The 17,561-nt window shown below is 72.0% G+C and carries 10 protein-coding genes, 1 pseudogene and 1 riboswitch; of the genes and pseudogenes, 5 read left to right on the top strand and 6 right to left on the bottom strand.

Features of this window, described 5'->3' with window-relative positions; translation table 11 throughout:
- Window positions 1–68 precede the first annotated feature (68 nt).
- Complete coding sequence (locus tag GVV04_RS20955) at window positions 69–3,176, top strand: VWD domain-containing protein (RefSeq protein ID WP_161689763.1); 3,108 nt, start codon at window positions 69–71, stop codon at window positions 3,174–3,176.
- Here GVV04_RS20955 and GVV04_RS20950 read toward each other — a convergent pair.
- From GVV04_RS20950 to GVV04_RS20930, 5 genes are all read right to left on the bottom strand, one after another.
- Complete coding sequence (locus GVV04_RS20950; RefSeq protein WP_407938822.1) at window positions 3,150–3,860, bottom strand: ECF transporter S component family protein; 711 nt, start codon at window positions 3,858–3,860, stop codon at window positions 3,150–3,152. The genes GVV04_RS20955 and GVV04_RS20950 overlap by 27 nt on opposite strands.
- Before the next feature lie 128 nt (window positions 3,861–3,988).
- Entirely contained in the window at window positions 3,989–5,671 is a 1,683-nt protein-coding gene (locus GVV04_RS20945) for an ABC transporter ATP-binding protein (RefSeq protein ID WP_161689762.1), read from the bottom strand.
- A complete protein-coding gene (locus GVV04_RS20940) occupies window positions 5,668–6,831 on the bottom strand; it encodes a CbiQ family ECF transporter T component (RefSeq protein ID WP_161689761.1) in 1,164 nt (387 codons plus the stop codon). Before GVV04_RS20940 ends, GVV04_RS20945 begins: the two co-directional genes overlap by 4 nt.
- Window positions 6,828–7,769: a hypothetical protein gene (locus GVV04_RS34030; protein ID WP_161689760.1), complete on the bottom strand. Its 942-nt coding sequence runs from the start codon at window positions 7,767–7,769 to the stop codon at window positions 6,828–6,830. The genes GVV04_RS20940 and GVV04_RS34030 overlap by 4 nt, the downstream gene beginning before the upstream one ends.
- Window positions 7,766–10,468 carry a prenyltransferase/squalene oxidase repeat-containing protein gene (locus GVV04_RS20930; RefSeq protein WP_201753858.1) on the bottom strand — a complete coding sequence of 901 codons (2,703 nt, stop codon included), beginning with the start codon at window positions 10,466–10,468 and terminating at the stop codon, window positions 7,766–7,768. The genes GVV04_RS34030 and GVV04_RS20930 overlap by 4 nt, the downstream gene beginning before the upstream one ends.
- 108 nt (window positions 10,469–10,576) lie before the next feature.
- Window positions 10,577–10,643, bottom strand: a riboswitch (cobalamin riboswitch).
- Window positions 10,644–10,969: 326 nt separating this feature from the next.
- Between GVV04_RS20930 and GVV04_RS20925 the strand changes: the two genes are divergently transcribed.
- Both GVV04_RS20925 and GVV04_RS20920 read left to right on the top strand, forming a co-directional pair.
- A complete protein-coding gene (locus GVV04_RS20925; RefSeq protein WP_161689759.1) occupies window positions 10,970–12,370 on the top strand; it encodes a prenyltransferase/squalene oxidase repeat-containing protein in 1,401 nt (466 codons plus the stop codon).
- Window positions 12,371–12,578: 208 nt separating this feature from the next.
- Complete coding sequence (locus GVV04_RS20920; protein WP_161689758.1) at window positions 12,579–13,145, top strand: hypothetical protein; 567 nt, start codon at window positions 12,579–12,581, stop codon at window positions 13,143–13,145.
- A gap of 87 nt (window positions 13,146–13,232) precedes the next feature.
- On the opposite strand, the pseudogene GVV04_RS20915 reads toward GVV04_RS20920, so the two are convergent.
- A pseudogene (locus tag GVV04_RS20915) lies at window positions 13,233–13,351 on the bottom strand (IS5/IS1182 family transposase); the annotation flags it as partial.
- Window positions 13,352–13,544: 193 nt separating this feature from the next.
- Between GVV04_RS20915 and GVV04_RS20910 the strand changes: the two are divergent.
- Both GVV04_RS20910 and GVV04_RS20905 read left to right on the top strand, forming a co-directional pair.
- On the top strand, window positions 13,545–15,272 hold the full coding sequence (locus tag GVV04_RS20910) for a vWA domain-containing protein (protein ID WP_235966498.1): 1,728 nt from the start codon (window positions 13,545–13,547) through the stop codon (window positions 15,270–15,272).
- Between the two features lie 228 nt (window positions 15,273–15,500).
- Window positions 15,501–17,543 (top strand): sensor histidine kinase, encoded by a 2,043-nt coding sequence (locus tag GVV04_RS20905; protein WP_161689756.1) that lies wholly within the window; start codon window positions 15,501–15,503, stop codon window positions 17,541–17,543.
- Window positions 17,544–17,561: the final 18 nt, after the last annotated feature.

Raw genomic sequence — 17,561 nt, 5'->3', positions numbered from 1 at the left:
AATGGTCCGCGCGGTGATCGCCGAACTGTGGACGTGGACACGAGACACCGGTCTCTACAGTGCCGCTCATGAGATTGACCGCGCGCGTCGTGAACGGGGTCGCCGTCCTGGCGGCTGCCCTGGTGGCGTCGCCCATGGCGGCCCACGCCGCGCCGACCGACGCTGGCCTCGGTCTTGACCTGCGCACCACCCAGTCGTCGTTTCGGCCGGGCGACCCGGTCCGGTTGACGTTCGCGGTGACCAACTCCACCGACGCGGCCTGCGGGCTGGCGAAGGCCGCCGACGGGGCCGTGCGGGTGACCTCCGTAAGCCGGGACGGGCAGGACCTGGTGCCGGTTCTCGGCCGCAGCTTCTACGACGACGGCATCAGCGCCGCCGCGATTTCCGGCCTGGCGACGGTGGAACCCGGCACGACCGTGACCGTGTCCCTGGCCAGTGTCCGGGTGCACGCCGGCACCGACCCCGGCGACGTCGTGCTGCGGTCGGTGGCCGCGACCCCCGATGGCGGCGGGCTGGACACCCTGTGGCCGGTCGGCGCACCCGGGCGCTACGAGGTCACGGCGAGTTACGCGGCTCTGCCGGTGACCGGTGCCGTCACCCCCTGCCCAGGTGCGACGGCCCTGCGGACCACCACGTTCACCGTCGGCGACGACGCCCAGGGCCGGGCCGGGTGGCTCCGGCTCGGCGGGGCGCTGCTGGTGCTCGCCCTCGGCGCGCTGGTGCTCGTACTCGTGCTTCTGCTCCTGATGCGCCGTCGCCGTCGTCGCCGCCGTTACCGGAGCGCGGCCGCCGCCGTCGCCCTGGTGCTCATCGGCGTCGGGGTCCTCGTCGGCGGGGGAGGGCGGCCCGCCTGGGCCGACTACGCGGTCGACCCGAACGCCGGCGTACCCGTCAGCGGCGTGGACTTCCAGGGCGAGGTCGACGGCTGCCTCCAGGAGTTCGCCGCGCCCGGCGGCGACCCGGCGGGCATCCTGCCCCGGTTCAAGGACAAGAGCACGCCCCGGGTGCGGATCATCCCCACCGGCGGCGGATCGGGCTCGTTCGAGACCCCGGGCAGTAAGAGTGGCAAGGGCTCGTCCACCGTGACCTGGAACCCCACCTCCGCCGATCCGTACGGCGACGGAGTCGCGCGGAACCCCTGCGCGGCGCTCTACCACGAGCTCAACCACTCCGACGACATCTCCCGCGGCACCGTCCCGAAGGGCGACTGCGGCTCCACCGGGATCAAGACCGCCGAGGTCAAGGCGACGCTGGCGGAGAACCGGTACCGGGTGGCCAAGGGCCTGCCACCCCGCATCGAGTACGACGGCAAGGCCCTGCCGAAGAGCCTCGACGAGTGCAGGAAGCCCAAGAAGAAGACCCCGCCGACCAAGGGCCCGATCAAGCTGTGTGAGGACGGCGGCACCCCCTGCGGCGGCACCAACGGCGACCCCCACCTGGCGACCTTCGACGGGGTCTACTACGACTTCCAGGCCGTCGGCGAGTTCGTGCTGGTCGCCTCGACCGAGGGCGACCCCCTCGCGGTGCAGGTCCGGCAGACGCCGATGGGCACCCTGCGAACCGTGTCGGTCAACTCCGCGATCGCCTTCCGGGTCGGTGACCACCGGGTCGCCCTCACCCTGGTCGACGGCGGCACCCAGGTACGCGTCGACGGCGCACTCGTCGCCGTGGCGCCCGGGGAGACGGACCTGCCCGGCGGTGGCACCCTCGCCCGCCGGCCCTCCGACATCGGCGCCGCGGACGGCTACGACCTGAGCTGGCCCGACGGCTCCGTCGCCGCGGTGGACCAGATCGGCTCCTACGGCTACCGGCTGCTGATGAAGCTGGCGCCCAGCCGGGCCGGGCAGGTGCGCGGCCTGCTCGGCGACTTCGACGGCAACTCGGCCAACGACATCGCCCCACCGTCCGGCGCCGCGCTGACCCAGCCCGTGCCGTTCGAGAAGCTCTACCCGTCGTACGCGGACAGCTGGCGGATCAGCCAGGACAGCTCCCTGTTCAGCTACGCCGACGGCCAGAACGCCCAGTCCTTCACCGACCGCACCTTCCCCGACCGGTCGATGACCGTCGCCGACCTCGACCCGGACCAGCGGGCCCGGGCGGAGGAGGTGTGCCGGTGGGCCGGCGTCACCGACCCCGGGCAGCTCGCCGAATGCGTGTTCGACGTCGCCGTGACCGGCCGCCCCGAGTTCGCCGTCAGCGCCGCCGCCACCGAGCAGGTCGCCCCACCGGCCGCCGCACCGATCACCGCGCCACCGATCGCCTCGGCCACGCTGAAGCCCGGCGGCGGCGGGCTGAAGTTCCCCGCACACGCCGGCGACGCCGTGTTCGTCGACATCACCGCCCCCGGCCTGGCCGACCGGTGCTCCCCGTACCGGCTCGTCGGTCCGACCGGAAGCGACGTCGCCAGCGGCTGCAACATCAACGGCGTCGGCTACATCGATCGCGCCGACCTCACCGTCGACGGCACGTACACGGTGGTGGTCGACGCCGCCGGCGGCGACACCGGCCGGGCCACCGTGCGGGTCTACGCCGCACGGGACACCACCGGCACCATCCGACCGAACGGCCCGGCGGTGTCCGCGACGATCGGACAGCCCGGCGCGCTGGCCCGCTACCGGTTCACCGGCAGCGCCGGCCAGCGGGTGTTCATCGAGGTGCCCGAGAGCACCCTGCGCGACCAGTGCTCCCCGCTCGCACTACGCGACCCGGCCGGCCGGACGCTGAAGGTCGGCTGCGTCATCAACGGCTCCGGCGACGTCGAGGGCACGGTACTGCCCGCCGACGGCACCTACACGGTGCTGGTGGACCCGTCGGACCGCAGCATCGGCACCGTCGCGCTGAAACTGTTCGCCACCCGGGACCAGTCCGGTGCCATCAGCGTCGACGGGCCGCCGGTCGTGGCCACCGTCGACCAACCCGGCGCCGTCGTCCGCTACGAGTTCACCGGCACCGCCGGCGCGTCGGTGACCCTGTCCGCCACCGCCGCGACCCTGCCCGACCAGTGCTCTCCCCTGGAGTTGCACGACGCGGACGGCGCGACGCTGAGCAGCGGCTGCGTCATCAGCGGCGCCGGCGGCATCGAACCGACCGTCCTGCCGGACACCGGCACCTACACCATCGTCGTCGACCCGTCCGGTTCCGCGATCGGATCAGTCACCCTCGCCCTGCGCCAGTGAACCGGCACCGCCCGGGCGGTCCGTCGGGTTTGGGGGGGCGATGAAGGTTGCGGTCGCGTGGAAGTTGGCGCGGCGGGCGGCCCGGCGGAAGGCGGCCAGTACGGCCGGGCCGGTAATGGCGACGAGCACCGCGGTGGTGACGGCCCGGCCCGTGTCCCATCCCAGGGAGGTCACGCTGAAGAAGACCAGGTACCGCTGAAGCTGCTCCTCGACGGGTAGACCGGGCTGGTAGGCGATGGAGCTGCCCGGATCGAGCGAGAACGGCCAGAAGGACAGGTTGAGCATGAACCCGAAGCCGTATCCGGCGATGGCGGCGTAGCTGGCCAGAAGCGCGATCTCGGCCCTGCCGCGGGCTGCGGGAAGCAGCCCGGCGAACATGCCGACCCAGGCGCAACCGAACATCTGGTACGGCATCCACGGGCCGACACCGCCGGTGAGCAGCGCGGACGTGAACAGTGAGGTGCAGCCGAGCGCGAAGCCGAAGCCGGGCCCGTAGACGCGCCCCGCGAGGACGAGGACGAAGAACACGGTCTCGATGCCGGCGGTGCCGGCGCCCAGCGGTCGCAGTGCCGCGTTGATCGCGGACAGGACGCCAAGCATCGCCAGGGCTTTGGCGTCGATACGACCGTCGGCCACCTCAGCGAAGACAACGGCGAGGACGAGAACGAGCAGTGCGCCGAACATCAACGGTGGCGTCTCGGCCGAGCCGAACGTGCCCGGCGCGACGAGGAATGGCCACAGGAACGCGACGAAGCCGAGGAATGAGGCCATGGCGATCGTGGCGGTTGCTCGGGCCGGGATTCGAACGGCGGTCACGACTGTGCCGGCAGGCTGTCGGTGGGCGGCACCACGTTCTGAGCGGCGGACTTGTCGCCCAGCGCGTCGGCGACCTGGTTGACGGTGAGGTACGGCAGCGGGGCGAGGATCTTCGCGATCTGCGGGGCGAATGTCGGTGAGGCGGTCAGTACCGTGGTCGCGGGCCCATCGGTGACGATGTCACCGCCGGCCATGACGACGACCCGGTCGGCTGCGGAGGTGGCGAACTCGACATCGTGGGTGGCCACGACGACCGCGTGGCCCTGGGCGGCGAGCCGGTCGAGAGTGCGGACCAGAGCGGCTTTGGCGCCGTAGTCGAGGCCGCGGGTCGGTTCGTCCAACAGCAGCACGCGTGGGGTGACGGCGAGTTGGAGAGCGAGGACCAGCGCCAGCTGTTGCCCGGAGGACAGGTCACGCGGATGCTCGGTGTCAGCCACGCCGGGAGCGATCTCATCGAGCAGACGCCGGGCGGTTCCCGCTGAAGCACCATCGCGGTCCGCCTGCTGGAGTTCGGCGCCGACACTGTCGAGGTACAGCAGGTCGGTGGCTGTCTGGGGAACGAGGCCGACGAGACGCCGGGCCTCGACCGGCTTGATCTTCGCCGGGTCGAGGCCGCCGGTGCGCACGGTGCCGCCGGCGCGGCGGCCGGCGCCCTGCAGCGCCCACAACAGTGACGACTTGCCCGAGCCGTTGCGGCCCATCAGCGCCACAACCTGTCCGGCGCGCAGGTCGATGGTGGCGCCCCGCACGGCGACGACAGTGCCGTGCCGGACGATGACGCCGACGGCGGCGAGCGCGACGTCGGTGGTGGTGCTGTCGGATGCCGTCGTGGCGGAATTGGTGGCCCGGTGCGGCGTGGGCGGGGTGACGGGCAGCCGCTGGCGAAGCGCGGGCGCGCGTCGGCGCGCGTCGCGGACGGACAACGGCGGTGGTGTCCAGCCGGCGAGGCGACCGAGGTGAACAATGGGCGGTGCGACGGTGCTGCCGGCGAGCAGAGTGGCCGGGTCGCCGTGCCGGGCGGTGCCGTCGCCGGCGAGCACGACGAGCCGGTCGGCATAGGGGATGACCCGTTCGAGGCGGTGCTCGGCGAGCACGACGGTGATGCCCAGGTCGTGGACGAGCCGGGTGATGGTCGCGAGGACGTCCTCCGCGCTGGTCGGGTCGAGTGCGGAGGTCGGCTCGTCGAGCACGAGAACCCTGGGGTGGGCGGTGAGCGCCGCACCGATCGCGACTCGCTGCTGTTGCCCGCCGGACAGCTCGTGCAGGCCCCGCTCGCGCAGGTCGGCGAGACCGAGAAGGTCGAGGGTCTCCTCGACCCGGGCGCGCATGACGACGGGGTCGAGGGCGAGTTGCTCCATGCCGTAGGCGAGTTCCTCCTCGACGGTGTCGGTGACGAATCCGGCCACCGGGTCCTGGCCGACGACGCCGACGAGCTCGGCGAACTCGCGCGGCGGGTCCTCGGCTGTCGAGCGGCCGGCGACGGTGACTCGTCCGGCCAGGGTGCCGCCGGTGAAGTGCGGTACCAGGCCGTTGATGGCGTTGAGGAGCGTGGACTTGCCGGAGCCGGTGTGACCGACGACGAGGCACAGTTCGCCCTCGTCGATGCTGAGATCGATGTCGTCCAGAGCAGGCCGCTCGGCGCCGGCGTAGGTGATGGTGACGTGGTCGAATCGGATCACGGGTGGGCTCCGGCGGGCAGGGTGGGAGGCTGCCGCTGTGGTGGCGGGGGCGCGGCGAAGGCGGCTGTCGCCGCGACCAGGATGGCGGCGGTGGGAAGCGGCGGAAGCGTGGGCCAGCTCAGCGGGTAGAGGCCCGGGTTGAGCTCTGCGGGGTCATAGCCGGTGCCCGCGGCCAGCACGACGGCGGTGATCAGACCGCTGCCGGCGACGACCAGTTCCGGCCACTGCCAGCGGTCGGGCCGGTATCGGCTGCGTGCAACCCGCCGGCCGCCGGTGGCGAGTCCGGCCACGCTGAGCAGTACGCCGATAGCGAGGCCGCCCAGTCCGACCGGTCGGGGAACGCTTGGGTCCAGCAGGCCGTACACGCCGACGCACAGCCCGGCCATGCCGGCGAGCATCAGCGTGCCGGTCAACCGCCGGGACGCGCGGGTCGCGGTGCCGGTGCGGCCGTATCCGCGTGCGTCCATGGCTGCGGCCAGGCGCAGCGATCGGTCGAGCGCGTCGTGCAGGACCGGCAGCGCGATCGCCCGCACCGCTCGCAGCCCTCGCGGGCGACCGGCTCGTAGCCGCCGGGCGCGGGCGACTCGTTGCACGCTCTCGACCAGTTGCGGCGCGACACTCAGCGCGACGGTGACGGCCACGCCGAGTTCGTAGAGGGCTCCGGGGAGCGCCTTCAGGGCGCGTTTCGGGTTGGCGAGGCTGTTCGCGGCGCCGATGCAACACAGCAGGCAGGCGAGGCGAAGCCCGTCCAGCGCCGCGGACAGGGTCGCCTCCAGCGACACCGGTCCGCCGATCTGGATGCCGGCGTACCAGTCCGGTGTCTGTAGTTGCGGTAGCCGGAACAGAATGTGGTCCTCGGGCGTGATGCCGGAGGCGAACACCGAACGAAAGACGACCCGGATCGCAATGACGATCAACGCCATGATCAGGTAGTAGTGGAATGCCTTGGCCCAGGGCGCCTCGGTGCGCCGCGCGGTGACGACAAACCCCAGAACGGCGAAGATCAACACGAGTAACAGTGGATTACTGGTGCGGCTTGCCGCGGTGGCCAGGGCAAGCGCCCACAGCCACCAGGCGACCGGGTGCAGACCGCGCGGCAGCCGGGCGGCACGCAGTCCCAACGCGTGCGTGGTGCCCCAGCTCAGGTGGGTCTTGTTCACTGCGGGCCGGCGGCGTCAGCGTCCACCCCGGTGCGGCGTCCACGCCGTCGCGCCAGGACGAAGCCCGCGATGCCCAGCAGCACGACTGCGCCGAGCGTGACGACCAGTGGGCCGGCCGAACCGCGATCGTTGGTCGTCGCGGCCCGGGTGGGCGCCGCGTCCACCACGGTCGGCCCCTCTGCTGCCTGATCACCAGCACCATCACCAGAGGGAACCGCGCTGGGCGCCGCCGACGGCGACCCGGTGACGGACGCGGTGGCGGCAGCAGCGCTGGGTGTCACGGTTCCTCCGGCCGAAGGTCGAGGTCCGCCCGGCGGGGTGGCGGTCGCACCGGGACGCGAGGGCTGTCCCGGCGCGGGTACGGGTGGCTTCGGGCCGGCGGCCGGCGGGCCGGTGGCGACCGGGGTGGCGTTGTGGGCGCGGACGCTGTCCGGGCTGAACGTCGGCAGGCCCTCGGTACCCCCGATGTTCGTCCCACCGAAGATCCACAGGTCGACGCTGCCGGGTTTCGGCCGATAGCTCATCGCACCGAGTTGGCTGTACTGCCAGGCGTTCGAACCCGGGTCGGCGTGCCAGTACGACCAGTAGGCGCTCGCCGGTGGGGTGAGAATGCACTTCTCATCGGCCGCGGTCGGGTACCGGGTGCCGTTGTCGAAGCCGGCGTAGCCGATGCGACAGATGAACGCGGGGCCGTCGTGCTGGGTCCCGGTGGTCTTCCAGCCGCCCTGGTTGAGCAGCTCGTAGCCGGTGGTCGGAGTGGTTCCGCAGGAACGCGTCAACGGCCCACCCCACCGCCGGAAGTCCACCGCGAGGATCACCCCGGACGTGGTGGTGCACTGCCCGACCGGCAGTGGTGCGGCGGACGCCGGTGCAGGCGCCACCAGGATGACGACGGCGACCTGCAGCGCGGCGAGCGCGACACCGACGCGGCGGATCATGACGCGTTCCCGAGCGCGCCGTCGTCCCGGCGCCGCTGGCGGGCGAGCAGTAGTAGAACGACACCCACGATGATCGCGGCGGCCGCCGCCACCACCATCATCACAAGCGGAAGGCCGGTGACCGGCATGGCACCACCCGGTGCTGCCGTGCCAGGTCCCGGGCCGCCGGATGCCGGCGGTGACCCGGCGGACTGCGACGGCGACACGGAGGCTGATGGCGAAGGTGTGGGGTCACCCCCGTCGTGTACGTCGCGGAGCAGGTCACCGAAGGAGAGCCCGGTGGCGCCACTGATGACCTGCGTCGAGGCGCGCACGTCGGAGCCGGGCTGGCCGCCGGAGGTGACGTTGAACCCGCCGTCGGGGTTCTGCTGCCCGGCGAGGAACGCCACCGCCTTGCCGATCTGCGGGGTATAGGCGGACCGACGCAGGGTCAGGCCCTGGACGGCCAACGCGGTGGAGTTGGTCGAGTTGCCGGCCGCACCGGGGAACCCACCGTCCGCCTTCTGCTGGGCTGCGAGCCAGGCGAGGGCCCTGTCGACGGCGGCGGTCGCAGCCGGGTCGTCAGTCAGCAGCGCCAACGCCATCGCGGCCATCGCCGTGCTGTCGACCTCGTCGCCGCTGCTCTCAGCGGGAATCAGACTGGGGAACGCGCCGTTGCCGCGCTGAAGCTGCTTGAGGTACTCCACCGGTGAGGTCGCGTCCTGCCGCTGCCCGGCCCGCACCTGCGCCATGACCCCGAGAGCCTGGGAGAACACCGAGGTGGCGTAGCGGTAGTTCCCCTTCGCGGCGCAGCCCGCTGCGGCGTCTACGCCGGTGCAGGTGATGTCGCGCAGGGCGGCTACGAGGTCGTGGCCGCCGAACGTCCGTGGATCGTAGCCGGTGACCTGGGCGAGGAGGGCGACCTTGCCGATCGCGCCACCGGAAGGGTACGAGGTGTCGATCCCCAGCCAACCGTCCACCGTGAACTCGCTGTCGCCGACCTTGCCTCCGCCCCGGATGAACTCGGCGATCGCGCGTAGCTTCGCGTCTTCCCGGCCGGTCGCCGCCAGGGCGAACGCCCCGTCGATGGACAAGCCGAAGTCAGGGTGGCCAGGGAAGGACTCGTGGTATCGGCCGTCGATGAGCTGCTTCGGCGCGACGAGCCAGTCCACCCCTTTGGCGAGGTCGGGCGTCGGGCCCTGTGGCGGCTCACTACCGAGCGGGTGGTCCAGCGCGGCAAGGCTGCGCCCCGCCAGGGTGGCAACGGCACCCGAGGTCACCACAAGATCGGATTGGGTGTTCCCGGGGTCCGCCGCGAGCCCTCCGTCGTCGGTGCTGCGGGCGGCGAGGAAGGCACCCGCCGCGGCGGCCGGCCGCGTGGTGGCGGTCGCGATCAGCCCCTGCGCCGCGATAGCCGTGACGTAGGTTTCCGGCCCGGCAGCGCCGACATAGGGCAGGAAGCCGCCGTCCGGTTGCTGCGCTGCGGTCAGGTACGAGATCGCGGCGGTGATCACCGCGTCGTGGCCGCCGAGGGCGGTCAGCGCGAGGAGCGCCATGCCGGTGTTCGTCGGGTCCTGCGTGCACAGCTCACCGGGGCTGATCAGGGAATCGGCGAACCCGCCGCCCGCACACTGCCACTGCACGAGCCGTTCGACCGTGGACGTCGGCGGGGTGACCCCGGCGCGGCGCAGCGCCAGCAGCGCCAGGGAGTGGGTCAACGGAGAGAAGGAGCCGGCGAAGTCTCCCTTTGCCGTGCAGCCCGCCAGCGGGTCAGGCGCGGCGCAGACCCGGTCGGTCAACACCGCCAGCAGGTCACGTCCGCCGAACGCGCGCGGATCACCACGGGTGATCGTGGCCAGCAGCGACAGGCTGGCGGCGCTGTACTGATGGGGTGGCGCGGCGGTGCCATCGGGGAAGACCATGGCGTCGACGTGCGCGGCGAGATAGTCGAGCATCTTCGTCAGCACGGCATCCTGTCCGCCCGACGCGGCGAGCGCGGTGGCCACGGCGATGGTGCGGGTGAAGTCGATCCTCTCCCAGTCGGCGTCGTACACGTGGTCGCCGTCGGTCAGCTTCCCGACCAGGTACGAGGCCGCCGCTGCGACCTGAGCCGGGGTGGGCTGGGCACCCGGGTCGCCCGGCCCGGCGGTGGGGGTGGCGGTCGGAGTGGGCGTGGTACCGGCGGCGCGGATCTCATCCGGCGTGAAGGACGGCTGACCGGTGCTTCCTCCGATGTCAGTGCCGCCGTAGACCCATGCCTGCACCTCGCCCGGGCCGGGCACCTTCGCCATGGCGCCCAAGGGGCTGTAGGCCCAGGCCTGCTGACCGGGCACGGCGAACCAGTAGGACCAGTAAGCGGTCGCGGGCGGCGTCAGCTCACACGCCTCCTGGTCAGGCTTCGGGTACCGGGTGCCCGCGTCGAAGTCGGCGCTGCCGATCCGGCAGATGAAGCCCGGTCCGTCGTGGACGGTCCCGGTGGTGGTGAAACCTGCCTCGTGTAGCAGGTCGAACCCGGTGGTCGGGGTGATGTCGCAGCCCCGCAGCACCTGGCCGCCCCAGGGGCGGAAGTCGACCGCGACGATGGCGCCGCTGGCCGGCGTGCACGAGTCGAGCGGGTCGGCAGCGGCCGGTACGGATACCACGACCGTGGTGCCGACGAGCGTGATCAGTGTGGCGAGTGATGCCCAGAGCCGGGACGACCGGCGAGCGGGGATCGGCATGGTGGACTCTTCCGGGGGGTACGTGGCGCACCCGCGGACGCCGAGCCGGCACGCCGGCGCGATGCCCGCGCCGTGACCTCGACGACGCTGACGTGACACATCCAGCCAGGTAATCCGACTCGTCCCTTACGGGACCCACGGCTGCGGGCCAGTGCCGGAATTTGACCGGCTTCCCCTGGTTGCTGGAGCGCCTCATGGCAACACAAGACCTTCGCCCAAGTCAATCGTTGGCCGGTGTCGACTGCACAACAGCCAGACGGGAATCGATGCCGTAGCGTCCCGATCGTCGACGCGCGGGGGAACCCGGTCAAAGCCCGGGGCTGACGCGCAACGGTAGGGGCGGCCAACCGCCCGAGCCCGAACACCCACGCGGCGACGTACCACCACGGAATCCGCCCCCCGCGCCCTGGGGCCGGCCCGTCCCGTTCCGTCGCATCCGTCGCCGCCGTGCCCGGGTCCGGTTCGAGGCCGAGTCGCGCCCCGAACTGGAGGAGAACCCCGATGCGCCGCAGACCAACCACCCTCGCCCTGACAGCGCTGGCCGCCACCGCCCTCGTTGCGGTCACCGCGGCGCCGGCCGAGGCCACGTCCACACCGGCCCAGATCACGACCGCCAAGAACAACGGCGTCGCCTACCTCAGGACGCTGCAGGCCGCCGACGGCAGCTACGCCGGTAGCGGACTGTCGCTGGAGTGGGCCTTCACCGCGTTCGCCCCGGCCGGCACCCACCCGGTCGATGTCTACCCGGGCGGCGACACCAGCAAGAACGCCCGCACCGTGTACCGCAACCACCTGTCCGCCGCATCCTGGCCTGGCGGTTCACCCGTCGTCACCGACTACGAGCGCGGGGTGCTCAACGCCTACGCCGCCGGCATCGACCCCGCACGCGTCGCCGCCTCTCGCAACCTCATCGCCGACGTGACCGGCTACTGGCAGTCGAGCGCGGTCGGCTACTACGGGCCGCCGGCGAACTTCAACGGCACCGTGTTCGCGGTGCTCGCCCTGGCCGGCGCGAAAACCCAGACCGGCGCCGCCCGCGTGCCCCAGCGGCTGCTCGGCCTGTCCGTCACCACGATCCGCAACAACCAGCACAACGACGGCGGCTGGAACTACAGCCAGGCCGAGGGCAACCCCACCGAACTCGCCACCGCCAGCGACATCGACATGACCGGCGCCGCCATGGCAGCCCTCTGCACCGCCGGCGTGCCGAACACCGACACCGACGTGGTCCAGGCCAAGAACTTCCTCAAGAGCAAGCTCGCGAACACCACGGGCGCGTTCAACTCGATGTTCGGCGTCAACACCGACTCCAACGGCTGGGCCGTGTCCGGCCTCAACGCCTGCGGCATCGCCAACCAGGGCGCCGACTTCACCACCGCGGCCGGAAAGACCCCCGTCGACTTCCTCCGCGCCCAGCAGCTCACCGGCGGAGGCTTCAAGTACCTGCCATCGGACACCAGCCCGTCCGGGTACGCCTCGGTGGACGCCGTCCGCGCCCTCGGTGGCGGCGGCTTCACCGCCGCGCCTCCGACCCCCACCACCAGCGGCGCACCGCGCTGGGTCGCCGCGAGCGGATTCACCAGCGGCACCCCGGCCAAGCTCACGGTCATCGTCGACAACGGCACCACCGTCAAACCCTGCGCCGTCACCTTCACCCCGACCGCCGCCACGACGACGCTCGGCACCGTCCTGTCCGCAGCCCAGACCGCGGCCACCCCGGCCGGCTGCGTCACCAGCGTCACCCCAGGCTCGGGCAGCGGCACCATCACCGCGATCGACGGCCTTGCCAACACCAGCACCAACACCTGGAAGGTGTCCCGCGACGGCGGCAGCCTCGCCGCGGCCTCGCGCGGCGCGACGGTGACCGTGGGTGACGTCGCCTACCTCCGCTACGGCGCTTGATGACCAGAGCCCTCCCCACCGGCCACCACAGGGCGCACACCCTGGCCGCGCCTCGTCCGACCCTGTGATCACCGTCCCCGGCCGGACGAAAACCGGCCGGGGACGCACACGCTGACGGGACTGCCCTCGGTGACTCTCGGGGATGAGTGGTTCAGGCCCCGCTGCTTCCCGGCGAGGGCGCGTCGTAGGTCCCGGTTAGCATCCGCCGGTGACGCTCACCCCTGATGACCTGACCGGCTACGTCGAACGCGATCTCGACGCCGACCTCGTACGGTGGTTCTCCGGCCGTTCTCCCGTCACCGTCCCCGTGGAGACCCGGCCGGTGGCGCCGATGCTCGACCGCCTCCCGCCATCGGCCGCCACGGCGCTGGCGGGGTTCGACCGCCGCGTGCGGTCCGGGCGCATGCCTCAGTTCCTGGACGTGTACGACTGGTCCTACGGGTTCGACTTCGCCGCGAACGACTGCGGGATCCTCGACGCCGACTACCAGACGGCGCTCACCGACGACGACGTCTACTCGATCGGCGCCGACGGCAGCGGCAGCCTCTACGTGGTGCTCACCGACGGGCAGGTCGGCCTCTGGTTCCACGAGGAGGAGGTCGTCGAGGGCGACACCCGCTTCGACAACCTCGACGTCTTCCTCTGGTCAGCCGTGCGCTACCAGGCGGTGCGGGCGGGTGTGCTCAAGCGGGCCGAGGTCGAGGCCGACTTCCTGTCGCTGGGCCAGGACGGCGCCCTGCGGCCGGAGATCGGGCTGCTCAGTTCCATGAGGTAGGGCGCACCGCGGCTCGGGTTGGCCGAACGCGAGTCGTTCTGTCCAAGGTGTCGTGCAGGGTCAGTCGGCCGTCCGCGAATCGGGGCCGCCGGAATCGAGACGCCGCCAGCGGGGGATCGACGCTGCCGGCGGTGGTGACGGATAGGCTCGGCGAGGTGGTTCAGGCTTCGGCTGGACAGCGGGATCGTGGCAGGGTAAGACAGCACGGCAAGGCATTCGGTCGGGGCATCGGATCCCGGCTGGCCGCTGTCGTACGTGGAGCCTCGCCCGCATCCTCCTCGGGGCTCCCCGCACCCGTCGTGACCAGCATCATCACGATGAAGATGGCTCGATGTCGACACCGTCAGCCGACACGCTGGAGGACCAATGGTTGCAGGTCGCCCGAACGCTCGGCCGTGGTTGCCGTACACCACAGCCATCGTTGCCGGAGTCGCGGTCATCGCGGCGGCCTACCTGTTCGTCCGGCCGGCGGCGGACGGCGGGTGTACGCCGCTGGAGGTCAGCTCATCGGTCGAGAAGGACGTACTGCTCGGCGAGTTGGCCGAGCGCTACAACAAGAGCGATCGACGGTTCGACGGCCGCTGCGCGACCGTGACCGTACGTGGCCTCACCTCCGGCGCGGCGACGGACGCGCTGGCCGGCGACTGGGCCGCCAAGCAGCCCGGCCTCCCGCGACCGCAGGTGTGGTTGCCGACGTCGACCCTGTGGACCGGGCAGTTGAAGCTGCTCGACGAGGCCGCCGGGCGCCCGGCACAGACCTCCGGAAAATACCCGTCGATCGCGAACAGCCCGCTGGTCATCGCCCTGCCGCGCCCGAAGGGGGAGCTTCTCCAGCGGCAGGGGCCGCTCGGCTGGGGCGAGGTCCTGGGCCTGTCCGGGCGGACGGGCTGGGCCACCTTCGGCCGCCCCGAGTGGGGGCGGTTCACCTTCGGCAAGGTCAACCCGAACCTGTCCACCTCCGGGTTGGCGGCCATCATCGCGACGTACTACGCGGCCATCAACCGGGCCAGTGACCTGACCGAGAGCGACCTGGCGAATCCGAGGGTGACCCAGTTCGTCCGCCGGATCGAGGCCAATGTGTCCCACTACAGCGACGACGTGGTGGACCTGCTGAAGAACCTCGCCGAGGCGGATCTGTCCGGCACCGGCACGTCGGCCCCGACCGACGTGAGCGCGATCGTGACGCAGGAGGAGCTGGTCTACCAGTACAACGAGGGGGAGTTGAGTCCGACCCGGGGCGAGAAGCCCAAAGTCCCGCTGGTCGCGCTGTATCCGAAGGAGGGCACGTTCAACCTCGACCACCCGTACGTGGTCCTTCCCTCGGCCGACGCGGAGCAGCGTGCCGCCGCCGCCGATTTTCTGGAGTACCTCCAGGCGCCGGCACAGCAGCGGAGCTTCAGCCGGCTCGGTTTCCGTGACCACGAGCGGAACGCGTCCGACCCGCTGGTCGCCTCCGTCGGCGGGCGCGGGGCGGCCGATCTCACCTACTTCGACCCGCCGAATCCCAGTGTGGTCAAGGCGATCCTCACCGGCTGGGGCACGCTGCGCAAGAAGGCGAACATCCTTGTCGCCGTCGACACGTCCGGTTCCATGAACGCCAAGATCGGTGACCAGAGCAGATTCCAGGTGGCGACCGCGGCAGCGGCAAAGGGCTTCGGCCTGTTGAACTCCGAGGACCAGGTCGCGCTCTGGTCGTTCTCGTCCGAGACGAGTCAGCGGCCGAAATCGCCCTACAGCGAGGAGATCCGACTGTCGGCGTTCGACCAGAAGGCGCTCACCAGGAAGATCAGCAGTCTCCATGTCGAGGGCGGCACCGCGTTGTACGCCACCGTACGGGCGGCACACCGTTACATGCTCGACCACTATGACGAGTCCCGGATCAACGCGGTGGTCGTGTTGACGGACGGCAAGAACGAATACAGCAAGGACACCAGGCTCGCCCGGCTGCTTCAGGATGTCGCGCTGGATCCGAAGCGTCCGGTCAAGATCTTCTGCATCGCGTTCGACGAGCAGTCCGACTTCGTGACCCTGGACCGGATCGCCAAGGCGTCCGCGGGCAAGGCGTTCGACGCCCGCGACACGGCGAAGATCGACGACGCGTTCGTGAAGCTGGTCAGTAGCTTCTGACGTGGCCTGACGCTCTGCGGCCCTGCCGTGGGTGGGCGCGCGGAGAGTCGACGGTCGAGTCACGACTCGTACCGTCGGGGACGCCACGGGTCCGGCTACCCGCGCGTTCGACGCCGATCCGGCGGCGAATGCGCGGTGGCACCGAACACCCTGGCACGGCAAGATACGTGCCACGCGGACCCGGGCCGGCCGCGCCGAACCGGGGCCGGTCAGTTGCGGAGGTTCGGCATGACGAGTCCCGGCGGCGACCGGCGTAGCCCCGTCGCGGCGTGGACGGTGCTGACCATCACCGGTGGGCTCGCCGCCGGGACGGTGCTCGCCTGGTGGGTCGCGGCCCCGCCGTGGCACCCGTGGCTGCTCTACTCCCTGGTCGACCTGGTGGTGGGCGTCGTCTACGGCGTGGTCGCGTGGCTCACCCTCCTGCGCCGCGCCCACCCGGCCGCCTGGATCATGGCCGCCGCCGGTGTCGGCGGCTCGGTCTCCGCCGCCGCCACCGGCTGGGCCATGATCGTGCACCGGTGGCCCGACCTGTGGGGGCCGGCCCAACTGCTCGGCGCCGCCGACTGGACCCGGGTGCCCGGGTTCTACGCGCTGATCGTCGTCCTTCCCTGGCTGCTGCCGGTGCGGCCCCTGCGCCGGGCCGCCCGGATCGCCATCGGCAGCGGAGCCGCCTTCATCGCGCTGGCCCAGGCCTGCGTGCTGACCTTCCCCGGGGCGTACGCGATCCCGCTCACCGACCCGACCCTGCTCGCCGTGCGGGCGGCGATCGAGCCGTGGCGGGAACCCGTACTCGTCCTGCTCGGACTGGCCGCGGCCGGTGGGGTCCTGGCCCGCCGGCACGCCGCGCCCGCAGGGCAGCGGCACGGCCTCGGCTGGCTCGCGGTCGGCACCCTGCTGCTCTCGCTGGCGCACCTGCCGCTCGCACTCGACCCCGTGCTGCCGCTCTCCGTCCCGGTGCCGATCGCACCGCTGGTGCTGCTCTGCGCCCAGGCGCTCTTCCCGGCCTCGGCCCTGGTGGTGCTACTGGGGCACCGACTGCGGGACCTGGAACCCACCGTCCGCCGGACCCTGGTCTGGGCGCTGACGACCGGGATCGCGGTCGGCGCCTACACCGGCGGCGTGCTGCTGCTCAGCCCGGTGACGCCCGCCTCCTCGGCCGTGCCCGGGATGCTGATGGTCGCGCTGTTGGTCACGGCCTGCCAACCCCTGCGCCGGTGGGTGCGGCGCCGGGTCGACCGCCTCGTGCACGGCGACGCGGACCAGCCGTTGATCCGCCAGGTCGCCGACCGGCTGAGCACCACCGACCGGGGGCGGCAGATGCTGGACGCCGTCGCCGACGGGATCGCCGACTCGCTGTGGCTGGCGGAGGTGACGATAACGCTCATCGGTGAGCCGTCCCCTCCGGCGACACCTCGACCACGCCGGCCCCACGGCCCGCCGGCCGCCGCCGGCCCGCCGCTGACCATCCTGCTCGCCGGTCCGGACAAGGAGGTGGGCGTACTGCGGGCCTGGCCACGAGCCGGTGAACGCGTGGGCCGCCGCGCCAACACGGTGTTGGCCGATCTCGCCCCCGTGGTGACCGCCCTGGCGGAGCTGGCGACCGCCCAGGGGGACCTGGAACGGTCCCGCCTCCGGTTGGCCCGCGCACGCGACGAGGAGCGCCGGAAACTGCGCCGGGACCTGCACGACGAACTGGGACCGGCGCTCAGCGGGATCGCCCTGGCACTCGCCGCCGGACGCAACATGCTGCACCAGCACCGCGGCCTCCCCGAGATCGCCGCCGCCGACGACCTCCTCGAACGGTTGGTGACCGAGGTGGACCGGCAGGCGATAAGCGTTCGGGACATCGCCCGGGACCTGCGGCCACCGCTGCTCGACGACGGCGGGCTGCTGCCGGCGCTGCACCGGCTTCGCGAGCGCTACGCCACCGCCGGGCTGACGGTGCTGGTGCGGGCGCCGCAGTTGAGCCTGCCCGACGCCGTGGCCACCGCCGTCTACGGCATCGTGTCCGAGGCGGTCCGCAACGCGCACCGGCACGCCGACGTGGACCGGTGCACGATCGAGGTGGGGCGCGGCCCGGACGGCCTGGAGGTGTGTGTGGCGGACGAGGGGGTCGGCACCGGGGCCGGCGCGACTGCGGGGGTGGGCACCCGCTCCATGCGGGAACGGGCGGAGGGCATCGGCGCTGAGCTCACCATCGGTCCCGCGAGTACCCGGCCGGTCCGTCCGGGTACCCGGGTCCGTCTGGTCCTGCCGGGCGGCACCTGGTGAGACAGCACCGGGACGCGG

This window comes from Micromonospora rubida, from assembly GCF_009908295.1.
GTDB classification, from domain to species: Bacteria; Actinomycetota; Actinomycetes; order Mycobacteriales; family Micromonosporaceae; genus Micromonospora; species Micromonospora rubida.
This window is presented reverse-complemented; position numbering and strand designations above follow the sequence as displayed.